Annotated in this window: 16 protein-coding genes; 10 read left to right on the forward strand and 6 right to left on the reverse strand. The window is 69.8% G+C overall.

Annotation, left to right across the window (positions count from 1 at the left end):
• Window positions 1-29: 29 nt before the first annotated feature.
• Together HC028_RS19645 and HC028_RS19650 are read right to left on the reverse strand one after the other, a co-directional pair.
• On the reverse strand, window positions 30-3,713 hold the full coding sequence (locus HC028_RS19645; RefSeq protein WP_168078842.1) for a multifunctional oxoglutarate decarboxylase/oxoglutarate dehydrogenase thiamine pyrophosphate-binding subunit/dihydrolipoyllysine-residue succinyltransferase subunit: 3,684 nt from the start codon (window positions 3,711-3,713) through the stop codon (window positions 30-32).
• Window positions 3,714-4,004: 291 nt separating this feature from the next.
• Window positions 4,005-4,706, reverse strand: coding sequence for a hypothetical protein (locus tag HC028_RS19650; RefSeq protein WP_168078843.1), 702 nt, complete (start codon window positions 4,704-4,706; stop codon window positions 4,005-4,007).
• 139 nt (window positions 4,707-4,845) lie between these two features.
• Here HC028_RS19650 and HC028_RS19655 point away from each other — a divergent pair, with 139 nt between their 5' ends.
• From HC028_RS19655 to HC028_RS19675, 5 genes are all read left to right on the forward strand, one after another.
• Complete coding sequence (locus HC028_RS19655) at window positions 4,846-5,571, forward strand: GNAT family N-acetyltransferase (protein ID WP_168078844.1); 726 nt, start codon at window positions 4,846-4,848, stop codon at window positions 5,569-5,571.
• Between the two features lie 2 nt (window positions 5,572-5,573).
• Window positions 5,574-6,461 carry a lysophospholipid acyltransferase family protein gene (locus tag HC028_RS19660; RefSeq protein ID WP_168078845.1) on the forward strand — a complete coding sequence of 296 codons (888 nt, stop codon included), beginning with the start codon at window positions 5,574-5,576 and terminating at the stop codon, window positions 6,459-6,461.
• A gap of 96 nt (window positions 6,462-6,557) precedes the next feature.
• The gene (locus HC028_RS19665) at window positions 6,558-7,298 is read left to right on the forward strand and encodes a response regulator transcription factor (protein WP_168078846.1); all 741 of its coding nucleotides are present in this window, start codon (window positions 6,558-6,560) and stop codon (window positions 7,296-7,298) included.
• Complete coding sequence (locus HC028_RS19670) at window positions 7,298-8,950, forward strand: sensor histidine kinase (RefSeq protein WP_168078847.1); 1,653 nt, start codon at window positions 7,298-7,300, stop codon at window positions 8,948-8,950. The genes HC028_RS19665 and HC028_RS19670 overlap by 1 nt, the downstream gene beginning before the upstream one ends.
• Window positions 8,947-10,311: a S1C family serine protease gene (locus HC028_RS19675; protein WP_168078848.1), complete on the forward strand. Its 1,365-nt coding sequence runs from the start codon at window positions 8,947-8,949 to the stop codon at window positions 10,309-10,311. Before HC028_RS19670 ends, HC028_RS19675 begins: the two co-directional genes overlap by 4 nt.
• Before the next feature lie 86 nt (window positions 10,312-10,397).
• Here HC028_RS19675 and glpK read toward each other — a convergent pair whose 3' ends face one another.
• On the reverse strand, window positions 10,398-11,891 hold the full coding sequence (glpK, locus tag HC028_RS19680; RefSeq protein WP_168078849.1) for a glycerol kinase GlpK: 1,494 nt from the start codon (window positions 11,889-11,891) through the stop codon (window positions 10,398-10,400).
• 125 nt (window positions 11,892-12,016) lie between these two features.
• On the opposite strand from glpK, the gene HC028_RS19685 reads away from it, so the two are divergent.
• Entirely contained in the window at window positions 12,017-12,919 is a 903-nt protein-coding gene (locus tag HC028_RS19685; RefSeq protein ID WP_168078850.1) for an ABC transporter ATP-binding protein, read from the forward strand.
• Entirely contained in the window at window positions 12,916-13,983 is a 1,068-nt protein-coding gene (locus HC028_RS19690; protein WP_168078851.1) for an ABC transporter permease, read from the forward strand. Before HC028_RS19685 ends, HC028_RS19690 begins: the two co-directional genes overlap by 4 nt.
• A 3-nt stretch (window positions 13,984-13,986) precedes the next feature.
• Here HC028_RS19690 and HC028_RS19695 read toward each other — a convergent pair whose 3' ends face one another.
• Together HC028_RS19695 and HC028_RS19700 are read right to left on the reverse strand one after the other, a co-directional pair.
• Window positions 13,987-16,050 carry a putative bifunctional diguanylate cyclase/phosphodiesterase gene (locus HC028_RS19695; protein WP_420850190.1) on the reverse strand — a complete coding sequence of 688 codons (2,064 nt, stop codon included), beginning with the start codon at window positions 16,048-16,050 and terminating at the stop codon, window positions 13,987-13,989.
• A 428-nt stretch (window positions 16,051-16,478) separates the two neighbouring features.
• Window positions 16,479-17,279: an SAM-dependent methyltransferase gene (locus HC028_RS19700; RefSeq protein ID WP_168078852.1), complete on the reverse strand. Its 801-nt coding sequence runs from the start codon at window positions 17,277-17,279 to the stop codon at window positions 16,479-16,481.
• Window positions 17,280-17,525: 246 nt separating this feature from the next.
• On the opposite strand from HC028_RS19700, the gene HC028_RS19705 reads away from it, so the two are divergent.
• The 3 genes from HC028_RS19705 (at window position 17,526) to HC028_RS19715 (ending at window position 20,199) form a co-directional block, all read left to right on the forward strand.
• A complete protein-coding gene (locus HC028_RS19705; RefSeq protein WP_168078853.1) occupies window positions 17,526-17,855 on the forward strand; it encodes a YrdB family protein in 330 nt (109 codons plus the stop codon).
• A gap of 61 nt (window positions 17,856-17,916) precedes the next feature.
• Complete coding sequence (locus tag HC028_RS19710) at window positions 17,917-18,924, forward strand: NAD-dependent epimerase/dehydratase family protein (protein ID WP_168078854.1); 1,008 nt, start codon at window positions 17,917-17,919, stop codon at window positions 18,922-18,924.
• 342 nt (window positions 18,925-19,266) lie between these two features.
• The gene (locus HC028_RS19715) at window positions 19,267-20,199 is read left to right on the forward strand and encodes a sigma-70 family RNA polymerase sigma factor (RefSeq protein ID WP_168078915.1); all 933 of its coding nucleotides are present in this window, start codon (window positions 19,267-19,269) and stop codon (window positions 20,197-20,199) included.
• Between the two features lie 96 nt (window positions 20,200-20,295).
• Here the strand turns inward: HC028_RS19715 and HC028_RS19720 are convergent, their stop codons facing one another.
• Complete coding sequence (locus HC028_RS19720; protein ID WP_168078855.1) at window positions 20,296-21,096, reverse strand: methyltransferase domain-containing protein; 801 nt, start codon at window positions 21,094-21,096, stop codon at window positions 20,296-20,298.
• Window positions 21,097-21,123 lie beyond the last annotated feature (27 nt).

Raw genomic sequence — 21,123 nt, forward strand, 5'->3', positions numbered from 1 at the left:
TCCAAGTGTCCAAGATCCGTGAGAACTTGCTACCGCTGCGGCAGCGCCGCCTCGATCAGCGCCGCCTGCTCGGCGTCGTGCATCTTGGTCGAACCGACCGCCGGAGCGGCCGCCGCGGGGCGCGAGATGCGCCGCAGCCGGACGCCCTCCAGGTGCTCCAGCAGGTTGAGCGCAATGAACGACCAGGCACCCTGGTTGGCCGGCTCCTCCTGGACCCAGGAGACATCGTCCGCGTTCGGGTACTGGGCGATCGCCGCGCGTACCTCCTCGACCGGCAGCGGGTACAGCTGCTCGATCCGGACGATGGCGGTGTCCGTGATACCCCGGTCGGCGCGGGCCTGCACGAGGTCGTAGTACACCTTGCCGGAGCAGAGAATGAGCCGCTTCACCGAGCCGTTGTCGGTGATGCCGGCGTCGCCGATCACCGGCTGGAACGTGCCCGTGGTGAAGTCCTCCACCGAGGACACGCAGAGCCGGTGCCGCAGCAGCGACTTCGGCGTGTATACGACCAGCGGCTTCTTCTTCGGCGACAGCGCCTGGCGGCGCAGCAGGTGGAAGTGGTTGGCCGGCGTGGTCGGCACCGCGATCCGCATGTTGTCCTCGGCGCACAGCTGCAGGTACCGCTCCAGGCGGCCCGACGTGTGGTCCGGGCCCTGGCCCTCGTGCGAGTGCGGCAGCAGCAGGGTCACCGCGTTGCGCTGGCCCCACTTCACTTCACCGGAGGAGATGAACTCGTCCACGATGGACTGCGCGCCGTTGGCGAAGTCGCCGAACTGCGCCTCCCACATCACCAGCGCGTCCAGGTTCTCGACCGAGTACCCGTACTCGAAGCCCATCGCCGCGAACTCGCTCAGCAGCGAGTCGTAGACGAACAGGCGGCCGCCGTCGGAGGCCAGCCGCTGGATGGGGAAGTAGTCGCGGCCGCTGACCGCGTCGACGACCGCCGAGTGCCGCTGGACGAAGGTGCCGCGCTTGGAGTCCTGGCCGGACAGTCGCACGAGTACGCCCTGGGCGAGCAGCGATCCGAAGGCGACGATCTCGCTGAAGCCCCAGTCGATGGCGCCCTCGACGGCCATCTTGGCCCGCCGCTCCAGCAGCTGTGCGACCCGCTTGTGCGGGGTGACGTCGTCCGGCAGGTTGACGTGCGCCTCGCCGATGCGCTTGAGCAGTTCGACGTCGATCGCCGTGTCGACCGCCGGCTCCGGCTCCGGGGTGCGCAGCCGGCTGATCCTGGTCGACGGGCCGGACGACGCGTCGCGGGTCGCCTTGAACACCGTCTCCAGCTGCTGCTGGTAGTCGCGGAGCAGCTCCTCGGCGTCGTCGACGGTGATGTCGCCGCGGCCGATCAGCTCTTCGGTGTAGATCTTCCGTACCGAGCGCTTGGTGTCGATGATCTGGTACATCAGCGGGTTGGTCATCGATGGGTCGTCGCCCTCGTTGTGACCGCGCCGGCGGTAGCAGACCATGTCGATCACGACGTCCTTGTTGAACGCCTGCCGGTACTCGAAGGCCAGCCGCGCCACCCGGACGACCGCCTCCGGGTCGTCGCCGTTGACGTGGAAGATCGGGGCCTGGATCATCCGCGCGACGTCGGTGGAGTACATCGACGAGCGGGAGTACTCCGGTGCGGTGGTGAAGCCCACCTGGTTGTTGACGACCACGTGGATCGTGCCGCCGGTGCGGTAGCCCCGCAGTTGCGACAGGTTGAGGGTCTCGGCCACCACGCCCTGGCCGGCGAACGCGGCGTCGCCGTGCACCAGCAGCGGCAGCACGGTGTACCCCTCGAGCTTGAGGTCGATCCGGTCCTGCTTGGCCCGCACGATGCCCTCGAGGACGGGGTTGACCGCCTCCAGGTGCGACGGGTTGGCCACGACCGACACCGTGGTGGCGTACTCGCCGTCCGGGGTGTTGAACTTGCCGACCTGGCCCAGGTGGTACTTGACGTCACCGGAGCCGTGCGACGACTTCGGGTCGATGTGCCCCTCGAACTCGGAGAAGATCTTCTCGTACGGCTTGCCGACGATGTTGGCCAGCACGTTGAGCCGGCCGCGGTGGGCCATGCCGATGACGACCTCGTCGAGGTTGGCCCGGGCGCAGTCCTGCAGGATCTCGTCGAGCAGCGGGATCAGCGACTCGCCGCCCTCCAGCGAGAACCGCTTCTGGCCGACGTACTTGGTCTGCAGGAACGTCTCGAACGCCTCGGCGGCGTTGAGCCGGTTGAGGATGTGCTTCTGCTGCTCGGTGGTCGGCTTCTCGTGCCGGTGCTCGACCCGCTCCTGGATCCAGAGGCGCTCCTCCGGGTCCTGGATGTGCATGTACTCGACGCCGACGCGCCGGCAGTACGAGTCGCGTAGCACGCCGAGGACGTCGCGCAGCTTCATCTTCCGCTTGCCGGCGAACCCGCCGACGTTGAACGTGCGGTCGAGGTCCCACAGCGTCAGGCCGTGCTGGAGCACGTCGAGGTCGGGGTGCCTGCGGATGTGGAACTCGAGCGGGTCGGTGTCGGCCATGAGGTGGCCGCGCACCCGGTACGCGTGGATCAGTTCAATCACCCGGGCGGTCTTGTCGACCTGCCCCTCGGCGGTGGTGTCGACGTCGCGCACCCACCGGACCGGCTCGTACGGCAGGCGCAGCGAGGTGAAGATCTCGTCGTAGAAGCCGTGCTCACCCAGCAGCAGCTCGTGTATGCGCTTGAGGAACTCGCCGGACTGCGCGCCCTGGATGATGCGGTGGTCGTACGTGGACGTCAACGTGATGATCTTGCTGACGGCGAGCCCGGTGAGGTGCTCGTCGGACATCCCGGCGTACGGGGCCGGGTACTCCATCGCGCCGACGCCGAGGATCGTGCCCTGGCCGGTCATCAGGCGCGGGATCGAGTGGACCGTACCGATGCCGCCGGGGTTGGTCAGCGAGATCGTGGTGCCGGCGTAGTCGTCCATGGTCAGCTCGTTGCGGCGGGCGCGCCGGATCAGGTCCTCGTACGCCTGCCAGAACTGCCGGAAGTCCATCGTCTCGGTGGCCTTGATGCTCGGCACCACCAGCGACCGGGAGCCGTCCGGCTTGGCCAGGTCGATCGCGATCCCGAGGTTGACGTGCTCGGGCTGCACGAGGACGGGCTTGCCGTCCACTTCGGCGAACGAGTTGTTCATCTCCGGGAAGTCGGCGAGAGCCTTGACCATCGCGTACCCGATGATGTGGGTGAAGCTGGCCTTGCCGCCGCGACCGCGGGTGAGGTGGTTGTTGATGACGATCCGGTTGTCGGCCAGCAGCTTGGCCGGGACGGCCCGGACGCTGGTCGCGGTCGGAATCTCCAGCGAGGCGTCCATGTTGGCGACGATGCGGGCGGCGACCCCGCGCAGCGGGGTCGTCTTGGCGCCGCCGGGAGCGCTCGGTGCGGCCTTCGGCTTGGCCTCGGCGGCAGCGGGCCGGGCCGGGGCGGCGGGCGCTGCCGCCTGCTGCGGACGCACGGGCGCGGCGGGCGCTGTCGGGGCCGGGGCTGCGGTGGCGGTGCTCACACCGCCAGCAGGCGTCGCGGACTTCTCCGTGGCCGTCCCGTCGGCACCGGGCCGGTAGTCGGAGAAGAAGTCGTGCCATGCGGGGTCAACGCTCGCCGGGTCAGACAGGTACCGCTGGTACATGTCCTCGACGATCCACTCGTTGGGGCCAAAACCCGCTAGTGGGTTGTCCTGCGAGTTGGTCGCTTGGGTTGACACGTCCGTAATCGCCTCTTCCACGTGCGCGCGTTACCTGAGTCAGAAGACGGCTTCAAGGCTACGCTGCGCAACGCCTGTCGAGGGTATTGACGTCCTGCCGTGTTGCGCCTCACAGTCGATCGTGGAGAATCCGAAGTTCAGGACACAACTTCGGTTACGGGGCGAATCACCTGACAATAGGCTCTACCGCTCAACGCCCACAATCTGGGACATCGGCCCGCTAGGTGGTCGCAATGACGCGCTACGCGGTGGGGCTGCCGAACGTGGGGCAGTTCGCCGGCCCGCCCCGGCTCAGGTAAGCGCGATCCAGGTCGCCCGGGCCACGGCGAGGGCCGCACCGTCGGGGCCGTACACCGTCGAGACGACGTGTGCCTTGCGCCCCTCCTGCCCCACGCACGCGCCCATGACCACGCACCCGTCGCCGGTGGCGGGGAGCGCGTCGACCCGCGCCGCCATCCGGCCGAGCACGTACGGCCGGTTGACGCCGGCAGCGCCGGCCGGACCGGCCAGCCCCATCGCCGGCACGGCCCAACCGCCGGGACAGTCCAGCGCGGCCCACATCAGCGCCGGCTCCACGCCTTCCGGCACGATCCAGGGCGAGGCCGTCCGGCCGTCCGGCAGCAGCCCGGGAAACAGCCGCAGGCCGTCACCGGGCGGACGCTCGGGGCCGCAGACGAAGCAGGTCGGGAACGGGTGCCCGGTGAACCCGAGGTACGTCTGGGAGACCGCCATCGTCTCCGTCCAGGACACGGCCGGGACCGGCGGCGGCAGCGGCTCAGGCGCGGGCGCGGCCGAGGCGATCAGCCGGTCGCCGTCGTACACCTCGATCGTGGCACCGTCGGCGTGAACATCCAGCGGGGTCGCCAGCGGCGGGGGCTGGCGCAGCGTCACCATCGCGCCGCTCGGAGACGCCACGTACCGGGCGAGGAGGCCCGCGGTGTAGCCGCCGTTGGCGGAGTCCGGAGGCCCGTTGAACGTCGCCGGGATGATCATCGGTTCACCTTCCGGATCAGGTTGGAGATCGCCAGGCACACGATCTCACAGGTGGACAACTACCACTCTTAACGAAACCGCCAACTGCGCAACGCACCGCTGACACGTGTCTGCCGACCAGGGCACTTTCTCTGTCGGCATGACGATTCTCGCGGTCACCGCGGCAGAAGCGACGGCACGCTACAGCGTCCAGCTAGCGACCGAGGGCGAGCAGGTGCAGGCGGCGCAGCGGCTGCGCCATCGCGTGTTCGCGCAGGAGTTGGGTGCCACCCTGCACTCGATAGTCGCCGGCCTCGACGTCGACGAGTTCGACGCCCACTGCGACCACCTGATCATCACCGAGGACACCTCGGGGGAGGTCGTCGGCACCTACCGGATGCTCCCGCCCGGGCGCACCGACCGGCTGTACTCCGACGGCGAGTTCAATCTCGGCGGGCTCGCCCCGCTGCGGGACGCGCTGGTGGAGACCGGACGATCCTGCGTGCATCCGGATCACCGCACCGGCGCGGTGATCAATCTGATGTGGGCCGGGATCGCCCGGTACATGCACCTGTCCGGCCGGCAGTGGCTGGCCGGCTGCGCTTCGGTACCGGAGGCCGACGCCACCGGCGTGTGGCACCAGGTGAAGGACCGGTACCTGGCCCCGCAGGCGCTGCGGGTCACGCCGCACCGCCCGTGGCCGATCGGGCCCGCGCCCGAGCGAAAGGTCACCCTGCCGCCCCTGCTCAAGGGGTACCTGCGACTCGGCGCGTGGGTGTGCGGCGAGCCCGCCCACGATCCGGACTTCGGCGTCGCCGACCTGCTCGTCCTGCTCTCGCTGGACCGGGTCGACCCGCGGTACATGCGCCACTTCCTCGGGGAATAGCGATGGTCACCGACTCGCTGTGGTTGCCCCGTTCCACCTGCGACACCTGCTGCCTCCCGGCGTCGGGCTCGGTCGCCCGGGTGAGCCCGATCCGGGTCGCCGTACGCGGAGCGTCAGCGCTCGCGGTGGTCGCGCTGGCGGCCGCGACCCTGCCGGCGATCCTGCTGCTCACTCCGGCGGGCCGGGGCCGGCTGCTGCGGTTTTTCGCCCGGGCACTGCTCGCGGCGATCGGTGTACGGCACGCGCTGCGCGGCCGGCTACCCCGGCAGGGCGCGCTGATCGTCGCCAACCACGTCTCGTGGCTGGACGTGGTGGTGCTGCTCGCGTACGCCCCGGCCCGCCTACTCGCCAAGCGTGAGGTCCGGTCGTGGCCGGTCGTCGGGGCGCTCGCCGCGGCGGCGGGAACGGTCTTCGTCGATCGATTCCGCCCGCGTGCGCTGCCCGGCATCGTCGCCGACGTGACCGCCGCGCTGCGCGCCGGTGGCGTGGTCGCGGTGTTCCCGGAGGGTACGACCTGGTGCGGCCGTACCGGCGGGCGCTTCCGTCCGGCCATGTTCCAGGCGGCCATCGACGCGGGTGTGCCCGTGGCGCCGGTCACGCTGCGCTTCCGGCTGGCCGGGGGCGCGCAGACCACCGTTGCGGCGTTCATCGGCGACGACACGTTGCTGGCGTCGCTGCGGCGGGTGCTCTCAGCTCGCGACCTGCACGTCACCGCCCAGGCACACCCGGCGCTGCACCCCTGTCCCGGCGCCTCCCGGCGGACCCTGGCCCGAGCCGCCCAGTCCGTCGTGCAGGGCCCCGCTGTGTCACGATCGTGGACGGTTGACGGACCTGTCGCACCGGCCTCCATCGACGACCGGGATACGCCTGAGCTGCTGACAGCTGCCTGACCTGCGGCGCGGGCTGGCAGAATTGCGCGGGGGCTTCTCAGGAAACTCCCAGGCAAAGTTCAGCCCTGCCTCAGTGAGAGGAACCAGGATATGGCCATGGGGGTACGCGGCGGCGCTGCACAATCCGGGGGTGCATCGCTGTCGGGCGGAGCGCAGGCTGAGGCGAGACTGCTCGTGGTCGAGGATGATCCAAACATCCTGGAGCTACTCTCGGCCAGCCTGCGCTTCGCCGGTTTCGCGGTCATCTCCGCCAGCAGCGGCGAGGAGGCGGTGACCGCGGCCGGCGAACAGCGGCCCGACCTGATCGTCCTCGACGTGATGCTGCCCGACCTGGACGGGTTCGACGTGGTGCGCAAGCTGCGCGCCGGCGGAAGCCGTACCCCGGTCGTCTTTCTGACCGCCCGGGACGCCACCGAGGACAAGATCCGCGGTCTGACGCTCGGCGGCGACGACTACGTCACCAAGCCGTTCAGCCTCGAGGAGTTGACCGCGCGCATCAGGGCCGTGCTGCGGCGTACCGGCGGCGACCGGGAATCCAGCAAGATGGTCTTCGCCGACCTGGAACTGGATGAGGAGACGCACGAGGTGCGCCGGGCGGGCGCGACCGTCTCGCTGTCGCCGACGGAGTTCAAGCTCCTGCGGTACCTCATGCTCAACGCGGGCCGGGTGCTGTCCAAGGCGCAGATCCTCGACCACGTCTGGAACTACGACTTCCGCGGTGACGACAGCATCGTCGAGTCGTACATCTCCTACCTTCGACGCAAGGTCGACATCGCCGAACCCAGGCTGATCCACACGCTGCGCGGCGTCGGGTACGTGCTGCGCCTTCCCACCTGATGGCGGCCGGCGGCCAGCCCCCGCCGGCCCGCACCTGGCCGGGGCGGGGTCTACTGGCCCGTACGCCGCTGCGCGTCAAGCTCGTCACCGCCGTGCTGGCGCTGGTCACCGCGGCGCTCGTGATCACCGGCGCGGCAAGCGCGCTGGCCCTGCGCAGCTACCTCGTCGACCGGATCGACAGCCAGCTCACGGATGCCGCGGAGCGGATCGACGTCGGGCAGTTGCTGTACACCAACCGTGATCCGATCCTGCCCACCGACTACTTCGTCGCCGCGGCTGTTCCCGGCGTCCTGCCCAGAGTCGTGTATGACCGGTCCTCCCTCAAGCCAGGAGACCTCCCGCAGCTCCCGGCGACCCTGGACGAGATCAAGAATCGGACCGGGGCGCCGTACACCGCCGAGGCGGTCTCCGGTGCCAAACGCTGGCGGGTCCTCTTCTCCCTGCGGCCGAACGGGCAGGTGCTCGTCATCGGTCAGCTCATGACCGACGTCGACGAGGCGATGGCCCGGCTCATCGTGATCGACGTCGTGGTCGGCAGCGTCGTGCTCGTGGTGCTCGCCGCGCTCGGTGTCGCGCTCGTCCGGGCCAGCCTGCGCCCGCTCGTGGCGATCGAGCGGACCGCCGCCGCGATCGCGGCCGGCCAGCTCGGCCGGCGCGTGCCGGAGTCCGACCCGGCCACCGAGGTGGGCCGGCTGTCGCGGGTACTCAACACCATGCTCGCGCAGATCGAGGGGGCGTTCTCGGCCCGGGCCGCGTCCGAGCAGGCCGCACGTACCGCTGAGGCGGCCGCCCGGGATGCCGCCGCGGCGGCCCAGCTCTCCGAGGCCCGCGCCCGCCGGTCGGAGGAGCGGATGCGGCAGTTCGTGGCGGACGCCTCGCACGAGCTGCGCACCCCGTTGACGACGATCCGTGGCTTCGCCGAGCTGTACCGGCAGGGCGCGGTCGCGCCGGACCAGACGGGCGATGTGCTGCGCCGGATCGAGGACGAGGCCGCCCGGATGGGCCTGCTGGTCGAGGACCTGTTGCTGCTGGCGCGGCTGGATCAGGAGCGGCCGCTCATCCTCGCGCCGGTCGAGCTGCGGGTACTGGTGAGCGACGCGGCCGAGGCCGCGTACGCCATCGCGCCGAACCGGCCGATCACGCTCGACGCGCCAATCGGCGACCAGCCGATCGTGGTGCTCGGTGACGAGCCGCGCCTCCGGCAGGTCCTGGGCAACCTCGTGACCAACGCGCTCACCCACACGCCGCCGGCCAGCCCGATCACCCTACGGCTCTCCGTCGATGACGCCACCGCGGTGCTGGAGGTCATCGACAATGGTCCAGGTATCGCTCCGGAGCAGGCCGATCGCGTATTCCAACGTTTCTATCGGGTCGACAAGGCCCGTACCCGGCAGGCGGCCAGCGGTGCTGGCGGGGTTCAAGCCGGTCGGCACAGCGGGGCCGGGCTGGGCCTGGCGATCGTCGCTGCCCTGGTGGCGGCGCACGACGGGAGTGTCGAGGTGGACAGCGTGGTGGGCAACGGCGCGACCTTTCGGGTACGTTTGCCCCTCCTGCGGGAGTTCGAGGGGCGTCCGCGCGGTGCGGCACTCCCAGAAATCTCTCAGCCGGATCACAGTTCAAGTGAAGCATCTACCGGCATTGTTGAGGCATGAGCGAGCACGACAGCATGTGGGCATCGGGGGCTTCCGGCGACCGGCCGGCCGGGCAGGCGCCGCAGGAGCAGGAGGGGCGCCAGGAATCGACGCTGGTCGGACAGCCCGAGCCGACCGGCTCCGCGGGGAGCCCGGCTGCTGAGGCGCCGACCACCGCGTTCCCGGCCGCGTCCTATCAGGGCGGCTCCTACCCGGGATACCAGCCGCACTCGGGCTACCCCCAGACTGCCGCCTGGCAATACCAGCCGCCGGCCGCCGGCGGTCCCGGACAGCCGGGCACGCCCTACCCTGGAGCGCCGACCTGGCAGCCGGCCGCTCCCGCGCCGGGCGCCGGCAACCGTGCCGTGCGGGGTGTCATCCTCGCCGTCGCCGCGCTCGTGCTCGCTCTGGTTTCGGGTCTGACGGGTGGCTTCATCGGGCGGTACTTCGGCGCCGGGCCGACCGTGACGAAGACCCTCACGGCCGCGCCGACGGTGGACCGGACGTCGGTCGCCGCCGTCGCCGCGAAGGTACAGCCGGTTGTCGTCGACATCTCGACCCCCACCGGTGAGGGGTCCGGGGTTGTGATCTCCGCTGATGGCAACATCGTGACGAACAACCACGTGGTCGAGGGCGTCGGTCAGACCCCGCTTGACGTGACGTTCAGCAACGGCAAGACCGCGAAGGCCACGGTTGTCGGCACCGATCCGGGGGGCGACCTCGCGGTGATCAAGGCGACGGGCGTGTCCGGGCTGCCGTTCGCGACGTTGGGCGACAGCGACGCGATGCAGGTCGGCGACACCGTGCTCGCGATCGGCAGCCCGCTCGGCCTCCAGGGCTCGGTGACTGCCGGCATCATCAGCGCGCTGCACCGGACCATCGACGAGGGCGCCAACAGCCGTAACGGCCGGGGGAACTCGATCGGCGACGCGCTGCAGACCGATGCGGCGATCAACCCCGGTAACTCGGGCGGCGCGCTGGTCAACCTCGCCGGTGAGGTCATCGGCATCAACACCGCCATCGCGACGTCCGGCCAGGGTGCGGGCAACATCGGGGTGGGCTTCGCGATCCCGAGCAACCAGGTGAAGTCCACCGCTCAGCAGTTGCTCAGCGGCAAGCCGGTCGCCCATCCGTTCATCGGCGTACAGATCCAGTCGGGCGAGAGCGGTGCCCTGATCGCGGACGTGACCGCGGGCGGGCCGGCCGACAAGGCCGGGCTGCGCAAGGGTGATCTGGTGACGAAGATCGGGGACAGGAGCATTCCCGACGCCAAGGCGCTGTCGAGTGCTGTCAAGTCGGCCAAGGTCGGTGACCGGCTCCCGTTCACCATCGTCCGCAACGGCAGCGAGCAGCAGATCCAGGTGACGATCGGCGGCAACTGACGCCCGCGAAGAACTTCCCTCCACCAGGAGCGGCGCATCCTCTGCCCGGGCTGTGCCGCTCTTGCGTCGCGATCGGACGTGCGCGGTTACGCCGACAGGTCTTCGGTCCAGCCCATCGTGCGGTCGACCGCCTTGCGCCAGAACCGGTACCCCCGGTCGCGCTCACGAGCGTCCATCGCCGGCTCCCACCGGCGATCGGCCCGCCACTTGGCGCGCAGGGTCTCCAGGTCGGGCCAGTAGCCGACGGCCAGGCCGGCCGCGTACGCCGCGCCGAGGCACGTGGTCTCCGCGATGGTGGGCCGGACGACGGGTACGTCGAGCACATCGGCCTGGAACTGCATGAGCAAGTCGCTCGCGGTCATCCCGCCGTCGACCTTCAGCGCGGTCAGTTCGACCCCGGACTCCGCGGCCATCGCGTCGACGACCTCCTTGACCTGCCAGGCCGTGGCCTCCAGCGTCGCCCGTGCCAGGTGGCCCTTGGTCACGTACCCGGTCAGGCCGGCGATCACCCCGCGCGCGTCCGAGCGCCAGTGCGGAGCGAACAGACCGGAGAACGCCGGCACGATGTAGCAGCCGCCGTTGTCCTCGACGGTGGCCGCGAGGTCGTTGATCTCGGCGGCGGTCGAGATGAGGCCGAGGTTGTCGCGCAGCCACTGCACCAGGGCGCCGGTCACCGCGATCGATCCTTCCAGGGCGTACGCGGGCGCGGCGTCGCCGATCTGGTACGCCACGGTGGTGACGAGCCCCCGTTCGCTCAGCACGGGGCGATCCCCGGTGTGCAGCAACAGGAAGGATCCGGTGCCGTACGTGCACTTGGCCTCACCGGTGGCGAAGCAGGTCTGCCCGAACAGCGCCGCCTGCTGGTCGCCGAGCGCCCCGGCAACGGGTACGCCGCTCAGGAAGCCGCCCGCTTCGCCGTACACATAGGACGAAGGCAGGATCTCGGGCAGGATCGCGCGCGGAACGCCGAACGCCTCCAGGAGTTCGGCGTCCCAGTCCAGTGTGGACAAGTTCATCAGCATCGTCCGGCTGGCGTTGGTCACGTCGGTGGCGTGCCGGCCGGTGAGCTTGGTGATCAGCCAGGTGTCCATCGTGCCGAACCGCACCTCGCCGCGTTCGGCGCGCTCGCGCAGGCCCGGCACGGTGTCGAGCAGCCAGCGAATCTTGGGCGCCGAGAAGTACGTGGCCAGCGGCAGGCCGGACTTCTCACGGAACCGGTCGACGTCGCCCTGTCCCAGCTTGGCGATCAATCGGTCGGTGCGGGTGTCCTGCCACACGATCGCGTTGTGCAGCGGTTCGCCGGTTGTCGCGTCCCACAGCAGCGTCGTCTCGCGCTGGTTGGTGATCCCGACGGCCGCGAGGTCGGCGCGGCTCAGGCCGGCGTGGTCGAGCGCGCCGCGCACCACGGCCTCGGTGTTGTGCCAGATCTCCGCCGCGTCGTGCTCGACCCAGCCCGGCTTCGGGTAGAGCTGGCGGTGCTCGCGCTGGTCAACCGACACGATCTCGGCGTCGGAGTCGAAGATGATGCACCGGGTGGAGGTCGTGCCCTGGTCGATCGCGGCGATGTACCGAGAATTCACCCCGCAAGTGTGGCGCGTGCCCGCAAGGGCGATGGCGGGCCCCCAGCTGAACAGTCGGTAACGCAGTACGAACGTACGGCTTGTTGTGCGACGGTCAGGTGATCGGGCCCGCTAGCCTGCCAGCCATGGCATCGACCATCGTGGTCCAAGGGCTACACAAAGCGTACGGAGAGGTCAAGGCCGTCGACGGCGTCTCGTTCGAGGTGGAGGCCGGAGAGTTCTTCGGCATTCTCGGCCCGAACGGGGCGGGTAAGACGACGACCCTGGAGATCGTGGAGGGATTGCGTAAGGCGGACGCCGGCGAGGTGCGGCTGCTCGGCCAGGCGCCATGGCCGCGCAACGCGGCACTGCTGCCCCGTATCGGGGTTCAGCAGCAGGCGTCGTCGTTCTTCGAGCGGTTGACCGCGCGCGAGCAGATCCGCACGTTCGCCTCGCTGTACGGGGTCGGGTCGAAGAAGGCCGACGACATGCTCGAGCTGGTCGGGCTCGCCGACAAGGCTGAGGTTCGGGCCGAGAAGCTGTCGGGCGGCCAGATGCAGCGGCTCTCCATCGCCTGCGCGCTCGTACACGACCCCGAGCTGGTCTTCCTCGACGAGCCCACGGCCGCGCTCGACCCGCAGGCCCGCCGTAACCTGTGGGATCTGCTGCGGGCGATCAACACGCAGGGCCGGACGATCGTTCTCACCACCCACTACATGGACGAGGCGGAGATCCTCTGCGACCGGGTGGCGATCATGGATCACGGACGGATCCTGCAGTCCGGGCCACCGGCTGAGCTCGTCCGCGGGCTCGACTCGGCCACCCGCATCACCATCGAGACGGGCGCGATCGCGGTCGACGAGGCGCGCCGGCTGTTCCAGGGCGCCGAGGTCGACGACGACGGCGTCTCGCTGACCCTCGTCACCCGTACCCCGGCGCCGGTGCTCGCCTCGCTCGCGGAGCGCAACGCGCTGCGCGGGCTATCGGTGCGCGGCGCCACGCTCGAAGATGTCTTCCTCAATCTCACCGGCCGGGAGTACCGCGCATGAGCAGTGGCTTCATCAGTCTGTCCCGGGCGATGCTCCTCGGGTTCGTCCGGGACCGCGCCGCCCTGTTCTTCACGATCCTGTTCCCGCTGATGTTCCTGATCGTCTTCGGCGGCCTGATGAAGAACCAGGGCGTGTCCCGGTCGAAGGTGATCGAGGTCGGCCCGGTCGCCGTCATCGACCAGGTGCCGGCCGAGGCAAAGGCCGACCTGGACAAGGTCCTCGAGGTCACGAAGATGACCGACCGGCAGATGGCCGTCGACGCGGTGCGCAAGGGCGACTACGCCGCCGCGGTCGAGCAGCAGGGCGACACCGTGGTTGTGCACTACTCTGCGGCTGACCAGGTGCGCTCCGGCACCGTGCGCGGGGTGCTGGCCTCGCTGGTCCAGCAGGCCAACATAGCCGTCTCCCCGATTCCGGCCCGGTTCGAGTTCCAGGCGCAGCAGGTCGAGGACAAGTCGCTGAAGACCATCCAGTTCGTCACCCCCGGCCTGCTCGGCTGGGCGCTCGCCACCGGTGCCACCTTCGGGGCGGCCATGACGCTGGTGACGTGGCGGGAGAAGCGGATCCTGCGCCGGCTGCGCCTGTCCCCGGTCAGCACCGTCTCGGTGATCGGCGCCCGGGTCGGCGTCAGCGTCGGTATCGCGCTGGCGCAGACGGCCATCTTCCTGGCGGTGGCGACGCTGCCGTACTTCGGACTGCAGTTGTCGAGCTACTGGTGGATGTCGATTCCGGTGATCCTGGTCGGCACGTTGGCGTTCCTGTCGATCGGCCTGCTCGCCGGCGCGTGGGCGAAGACCCAGGAGACGGCCAACATGATCGCCCAGTTGGTCGTCCTTCCGATGGCGTTCCTGTCCGGCTCGTTCTTCCCGCTGGACATCACGCCGAAGTGGGTCCAGACCCTGGCGGAGATCTTCCCGCTGCGGCACCTGAACCAGGCGTTGCTCGACGTCATGGTTCGCGGCAAGGGGCCTGAGTCGGTACTTCCCGAGCTGGGGATCCTCGCCGGCTTCGCGATCGTGGTCTCGCTGGTGGCGGCGAGGCTGTTCCGCTGGGACGAGGTCTGAGCCCTAGATAGCGGGGGAGGGCTGGCACACCGACGACTCCAGCAGCGCGAGGACATGCTCGGGCGGCCCGGGCATCGCGTAGTGCCAGCCCTGTGCGGTGTCGCAGCCCAGCGTGCGTAGCCGGGCGGCCTGCTCCCGCGTCTCCACGCCCTCCGCCGTGACCGTCAGGTGCAGCGTGTGCGCCAGTTTGATGAGGGTCGCCACGATCTCCTTGTCGACCGGGTCGGGGCAGTCCGGCGGCCGTAGCCCGGCGACGAAGGAGCCGGCCAGCTTGAGGCTGTGTACCGGCAGGCTGCGCAGGTACGCCAGGTTGGAGTACCCGGTGCCGAAGTCGTCGATCGCGATCTTGACCCCGAGGCGGGCCAGCGCGTGCAGGGTCTCCAGCGGCCGCCCGGAGGTACCCATGACAGCGCTCTCGGTCAGCTCCAGCTGCAGGCTGCCCGGGTCGAGCCCGGTCTGCTCCAGGATGGCGCTGACCTCCGCGACGATGCTCGGGTCCTGAACCTGCCGGACGGCCAGGTTGACGCTGGTAACCAGGTCGATGTCCGGGTACTGCTGCCGCCAGGCGGCGGCCTGGCGGCAGGCCTCGCCCAGCACCCACTGTCCGAGCGGGACGATCAGGCCGGTCTCCTCACTCAGCTCGATGAACCGGTCCGGCCCCAGCAGCCCGAGCTTCGGGTGTCGCCACCGCACGAGTGCCTCGACGCCCATCACCGTCTCGTCCTCCAGCCGGACCAGCGGCTGGTACTCGACGAGGAACTCGCCGCGTTCGAGCGCGGCGGGCAGGCCGGCGGACAGTTCGAACTTGGTCACCTCGCGGGCGTGGCGGTCGGCATCGAAGAGCGCCCAGCGGTTCTTGCCGTCCCGCTTCGCCCAGTGCAGCGTCGTGTCGGCCGCCTTCATCAGCTCGGTTGCGCTGGTGGTGTGGGCGGCGCGCTCGACCACCCCGACGCTGGCGGAGACGGTGATCTCGTGCCCACCGAGCTGGACCGGCGCGCGAACGGCGGCGAGCGCGGCCTCGGCGATCTCGACGAGCTGGTCCGGCCCGGCGGAGCGCTCGACGAGGACGACGAACTCGTCACCGCCGGTACGCGCGACGAGCTGTCCCGGACCCGAGATCGAGGAGTGCAGCTGGCGCGCGACCGCCAGCAACAGGTAGTCGCCCATGTCGTGGCCGAGGGTGTCATTGATCATCTTGAAACCGTCGACATCGAGGTAGCAGACGCCGACTCGGGCGTCGTCGTCGGCGTCGTCGAGGATCTGGCCGAGGCGTTCGAAGAAGAGCGTCCGGTTGGGCAGTTGGGTCAGCGGGTCGTGCAGGGCCTGATGGCGCAGCCGGGTCTGGAGGTGGTGCCGCTCGGTGATGTCCTCGACCATGGTGACGACGTACCGAGGCTGTCCGTCCTGGTCGCGGATGAGGGAGACGGCGAGATCGGTCCACACGATCTGGCCGTCCTTGCGGTAGTACGGCTTCTCCAGCCGGAAGTGCTCCCGCTCGCCGCGCGTGAGTGCCCGGTAGGCGTCCCAGATGCCGGGGGCGTCCTCGGGGTGGATGAACTCGTCCACCGTGAGTTGGCGGAACTCGTCGACGGTGTACCCGAGCATGTCGCAGGTGGTCTGGTTGACGTCGACGATCTTGCCCTCGATGTCGGCGATCGCGATCCCGATCACCGCGCCGGCGAAGACCGCCTGGAAGCGGGCCTCGCTCGCCCAGCGCGCCGCCTCCGCCTCGGAGCGGGCCAGCATCGCGGCGGCGCGGATCTCCTCCTGCTCGGCGAGGGTCCGCTCACGCAGCGCATGCGCGTACCCCGCTGCCAGAGCGCTCTGCAGCGCCGGCGCGCGGGTGCATTCGCCGACGTCGCTCAGTTGCTCGGTGAGTACGCGCAGTGTGTGATCGAGCGATGCCGGCTGCGTGAAGTGCGCCTTGACGAGTGCCACCCCCACCTCGAACCCGACCGACGCCTCGAAGGTGTCCGCGGTCGCGGCCGACAGCAGCCGGGCGGCCAGGCCGGTCAGGTACGAGCGCAACTCCGCCGGGGTCATGGAGACGAAGCTCGTCCCGGCTATGGCGCGCGCCCAGGCTCGCGCGAGCCGCTCCGGTGTCGGTCCGGGGGCGGCGCGGACGGCCGGCTCCGGCTGGGCGGCCGGCACGGTTGCCACCTCGCCGTCCGGCCCCGCGCTGCCGGATTCCTGCCGCGCTCGCACTTGACTGGTCACGTCGGGCATGGCATCGAGTTCCGGTGGGGCGAATCGGTGGTCGGCGATGACGGGGCGTCAGCCGCCGCACGAGGATGCATAAACGTGAGTGACTGTAGCCGGTCCACTTCGACGTGGCTCGGAACCCGGTTCGGCCGCCTCACGAAAACTCCCTCCCCGGTTTCCGTACAAGCAAGCGTTGCGAGCATACGGGTTGGTCAAGCGGGAGGGAACGGGTACGGCGCAGCGTTGATTGAAGGGTTTCCTTACGTTAATGAAATGCAACGGAGGGTGTTGGATCAATCCCTCCGGGCCACCGCCGCCAGTGCCGGGTTCTCGCGGGCGGCGGGCTCATCGGGCGACTCCGGTCGCCATTCGGACAGTCGAACCACCCCCGGTTCGACCAGGGTGAGGTCGCCGAACAGGCTGGACAGTTCGTCCGCGGTCCGGGGGACGATCGGCGTCGAGGAGCGTTTGTACAGGCCCAGCGCCTGGTCCTGGGAACTGTCCAACCCTTCGGCGCCCATGTGGGACACCACGAGGTGACTGCCCGGTGCGATCGCGCCGGAGTACCCGGCCACGATGTCGGCCGGGCGGTCGGAGTCGGGTACGAAGTGCAGCACGGCGACCAGCAGGAGACCAACCGGTTGATCGAAATCGATGTGCTCGCGAAGCTTCGGGTCGGCGAGCACTCCCGCCGGCTGGCGCAGGTCGGCCCGAATCACCGTCGCATGTGGATTGTTGGCGAGGATCGCGCGACTGTGCGCGTACGCGACCGGGTCGATGTCGACGTAGACCACCTCGGCGGTCGGGTCAGTGCTCTGCGCCACCTCGTGCACGTTGCCGACCGTCGGGATCCCCGAGCCGAGATCGATGAATTGACGGATGCCGAGACCGCACAGATAGCGCACCGCCCGCCGCAGGAACGCCCGGTTCTCCTGCGCGGCCGCCGGGGCGTCGGGCATCGCCTGCATCACCTGTTCGGCGAACTCCCGGTCCACCGCGAAGTTGTGCGATCCACCGAGGTAGTAGTCGTAGACGCGGGCCACGCTCGGTCGCTCGACGTTGACGTCCTCCGGAGCCCAGGTCGGCCGCTCCACGCGGATCTCCCTCCGTCACCCAGCGCACCCTCGCCTCGACGCGTTGTCGCCGAGCATAGCGGCCAGGGCCGCTGGAGTCGCCTGCCAAAAAAGCCGGGTCGGCCGCTCTCCGGCGGCCGACCCGGCTTCTACTGTGGAGGCACTGCCAGCCGAGCTTGCTGCATCCGCTTGAGCTCGCCGGGGTGGTGGCTTGACCACGAAAATCGCTCATCTAAATTTGCTGGCTATGACGCGGGTGCGCGCCTGATGCGGTACGCCAACCTGGCCCTGCGGTTCGCGCTTGAGCTGGCCGGCCTCGCCGCGTTCGGGTACTGGGGGTTTGTTGCCGGATCCGGTCTGCAGCTGAAAGTGCTGCTCGGCCTCGGCACACCCGTCGTCGCCGCGGTGCTGTGGGGACTGTTCGCCGCACCGAAGGCCGCTGTGCCGATGCCGGGCGCGGCGAAGCTCGTCTTCGAGCTTCTGTGGTTCGGCGCCGCCGCTGCCGCGCTGGCCTTCGCCGGCCGTCTCTGGCTCGCGGCGGCGCTCGTCGCGCTGTACGCGGTCAACCGGGTCCTGATGTACGTGTGGCATCAGTGAGCGTCCGCCTGTGGCGAACGGTCCTGTCGGTACTGGCGGAAGTCGGGCAGGCTCCAGGGGTATGCGACTACTCGTACTGGGCGGGACCGCCTTTCTCGGCCGGGCCGTTGTCCGCGCGGCGCTCGCGGCCGGTCACGATGTGACGTGCGCCGCGCGCGGTGTCTCCGGTGAGCCGGAGAGCGATGCGAGGTTCGTGCGGGTCGACCGCGACGCGGCCGATGGCCTGGCCCCGCTGCGCGGGCTGGAGTTCGACGCGCTCATCGACGTGGCACGGCAGCCCAGCCACGTTCGCCGGGCGGTGGCCGAGTTGGCGCCGCGCGTCGGCCACGCCGTCTACGTGTCGAGTTGCTCGGCGTACGCCGACCAGCGCACACCGGGCCAGCGGGCCGCGGACGCGCCGGCACTCGACCCGGCACCGCCGGAGGTCGACGATCCCGCGGAAGCGGAGTCCTACGGCGCCCGCAAGGTCGCCGGTGAGCGCACCTTCGTGGACGGCTTCGGCGCCGACCGGACTTTCATCTGTCGGGCCGGACTGATCATCGGGCCCGGGGACGACACCAACCGCTTCGATTACTGGGTCACCCGGTTGGCGCGCGGCGGCGAGGTGCTCGCGCCGGGCTCGCCCGACGATCTGGTGCAGTACATCGACGTGCGGGACCTGGCCGACTGGCTGGTGCGGGCGGGACGGGACCGCCTCGCCGGGGTCTACGACGGGATCGGCAGGCCGGTCGGCCGCGAGCATTTCCTGACCCACGTTGCGGTGGGCGTGGCGAGCAGAGTCCAGCTGACCTGGGTTGACCAGGAGTTCTTGCTGTCGGAAGGCGTACGGCCCTGGATGGGGGAGCGGTCGCTTCCGCTGTGGCTGCCGCTGCCCGAGTACGCCGGATTCCTCAGCCGCGACGTCTCCGCGTCCCTCGACGCCGGCCTGCGGACCCGTGACGTCGCCGAGACCGCCCGGGACACCATCGCCTCGCTGCGCACCTTGCCCGCGGCGGCCGGCACCGACGCCGGACTCTCCCCGGAGGACGAGGTCAGCCTGCTGGAAAAGTGGCACGACCGTACGTCTTGATCTTTAGCTGTCGGTTTTGATGCCGTCTCGGGGGAATTCTCCTAGCGTCTTGAGCGTTGTTCTCAGAGTGCCGGGGATCTGGACGAAGTGATACCTGTACCAGGGCATCCGTCCGGACGGCCGTGACGAACTCTTTTGAACTCAACTGAACCTGTGCAGCTCCCCGCGCGTTTGGGTAAGTGGTGTACATCTCATCGGTCGGTACGTGGATTGATGGGTGAACTGGAATCAAACGGAGACCTTTCCTGTTGTGAAGGGGGCAGCACCCGGGGGGTGTCCGGTTTGAGAGCGGACAGCGCGGGCACGCGATAAGACGACGGGGGAGGGCCCGAAGTGGAGAACATGACGGCGATGCGGACGGGCGAGGTCGCTGAGGAGCGCGACCTGGTCGGCGTATACCTGCACGAGATCTCCAAGACGCCGCTTCTCGACGCCGCGCAGGAGGTCGTACTCGCCAAGGCTGTTGAAGCCGGGCTTTACGCGGAGCAGCTGCTGGGGAACGGGGAGTCGTTCAAGGAGGCCACCCGCAGCGAGCTCGAGCGCCTGGTCACGGACGGTGAGCGTGCGAAGGACCAGTTCATCCGAGCCAACCTGCGGTTGGTCGTGTCGATTGCCCGCCGGTACGTCCGGTCCGGCATGCCGATGCTCGACCTGATCCAGGAGGGCAACACCGGCCTGGTCCGGGCAGTGGAGAAATTCGACTACGTACGCGGGTACAAGTTTTCGACGTACGCCACGTGGTGGATCCGTCAGGCGATCAGCCGGGCGATCGCTCAGCAGGAGCGCACGGTACGGCTGCCGGTGCACCTGGTGGAGGACGTCAACCGGATGCGCAGCGTGGCGCGCCAGCTCACCCGTGAGCACGGCAACGAGCCGGAGCCGGAGCAGCTGGCAGCAGCTCTGGGCGTACCCGTGGAGCGAGTCAACGAGCTTAAGCGCTGGTCGCAGGACACGGTCTCGCTTGACACCCCGGTCGGCGACGACGGCGACACGAACCTCGGCGACCTGGTTGCCGACTCGGACGCGCCCTCGCCGGAAGACCTGGTCCTGGCGGCTCTCGAGCGCCAGCGAATCGAGAGCCTGCTGAACCACCTGGATGACCGGTCCGCCGGCATCATGCGGGCGCGGTACGGGCTCGAGGACGGTCGGGAGCACTCCCTGACCGAGGTGGCATCCCGGTTCTCGCTGTCGCGGGAGCGGATCCGCCAACTGGAGATTCAGGCCCTCGGCCGGCTGCGTGAGCTCGCTCGCGCAGAGGGCATGCAGGCCGCCTGAGCCAACTTCGCTTAGCCGACAAGAGCCGGCCCCGGTTTACCGGGGCCGGCTCTTTCGCGTCTATACGGGCGGGCGGGTCTATGCGGGCGGGCTGGTCTATGCGGGCCGGCTGGCGACGAGGAACAGGCGTGGGAAGGGCAGCACCGTGCCGTAGTCGCGGCGCGGGTACTCCTGGCGCAGCCGCTGCGCCACGTCGGCGCGGAAGCGGGCGGCTGCTGCCGGATCGCCGGCCAGCGCGTCCAGGTAGGGCCGCAGGCCGGTGCCGGAGAACCATTTGAGCACCGGGTCGGTGCCGGGCAGGATGTGCAGGTACGTCGTCTGCCAGGCGTTGACGGCCAGTCCGCTGCCGAACAGTACGTCGAGGTACTCGTCGACCGGGCGCACCGGATTGACGCTGCGTGGGCCGGTGGCGGACGCCGCCGCGCGCAGCCGGTCGGCCCACTCCGGTGCGCGGGTGACCGCGCGGAAGACCTCCGCCGCTGGCGTGTCGTCGATCGTCGGCACCTGGATCGCCAGCGCGCCGCCCGGGCGCAGCGCTGCCGCCCAGGCGGGCAGGGCGGCGAGGTGATCGGGTACCCACTGCAGGGCGGCGTTGGAGACGATCACGTCGACGGACTCCGGCGCGGGCCGCCACTGTGCGATGTCGCCGAGGCCGAACTCGAGCCGGCCGGGCCGGGTGAGCCGGGTCGCCGCCGAGATCATCTCCGATGAGGAGTCGAGACCGTACACGTGGGCGCCCGGCCAGCGGTCGGCCAGCGTGGCGGTGACGGTACCGGGGCCGCAGCCGAGGTCGACGACGCGCGCCGGCGCGGACGTGGGGATCTGGGCGACCAGGTCGTGGAACGGGCGGGACCGCTCCGCGCCGAACAACTCGTACTGTGCGGGGTCCCAACTCACCGGAAAAGCATGATCGCGGGGGACCGG

Source organism: Planosporangium flavigriseum (genome assembly GCF_011947225.1).
GTDB lineage: Bacteria > Actinomycetota > Actinomycetes > Mycobacteriales > Micromonosporaceae > Planosporangium > Planosporangium flavigriseum.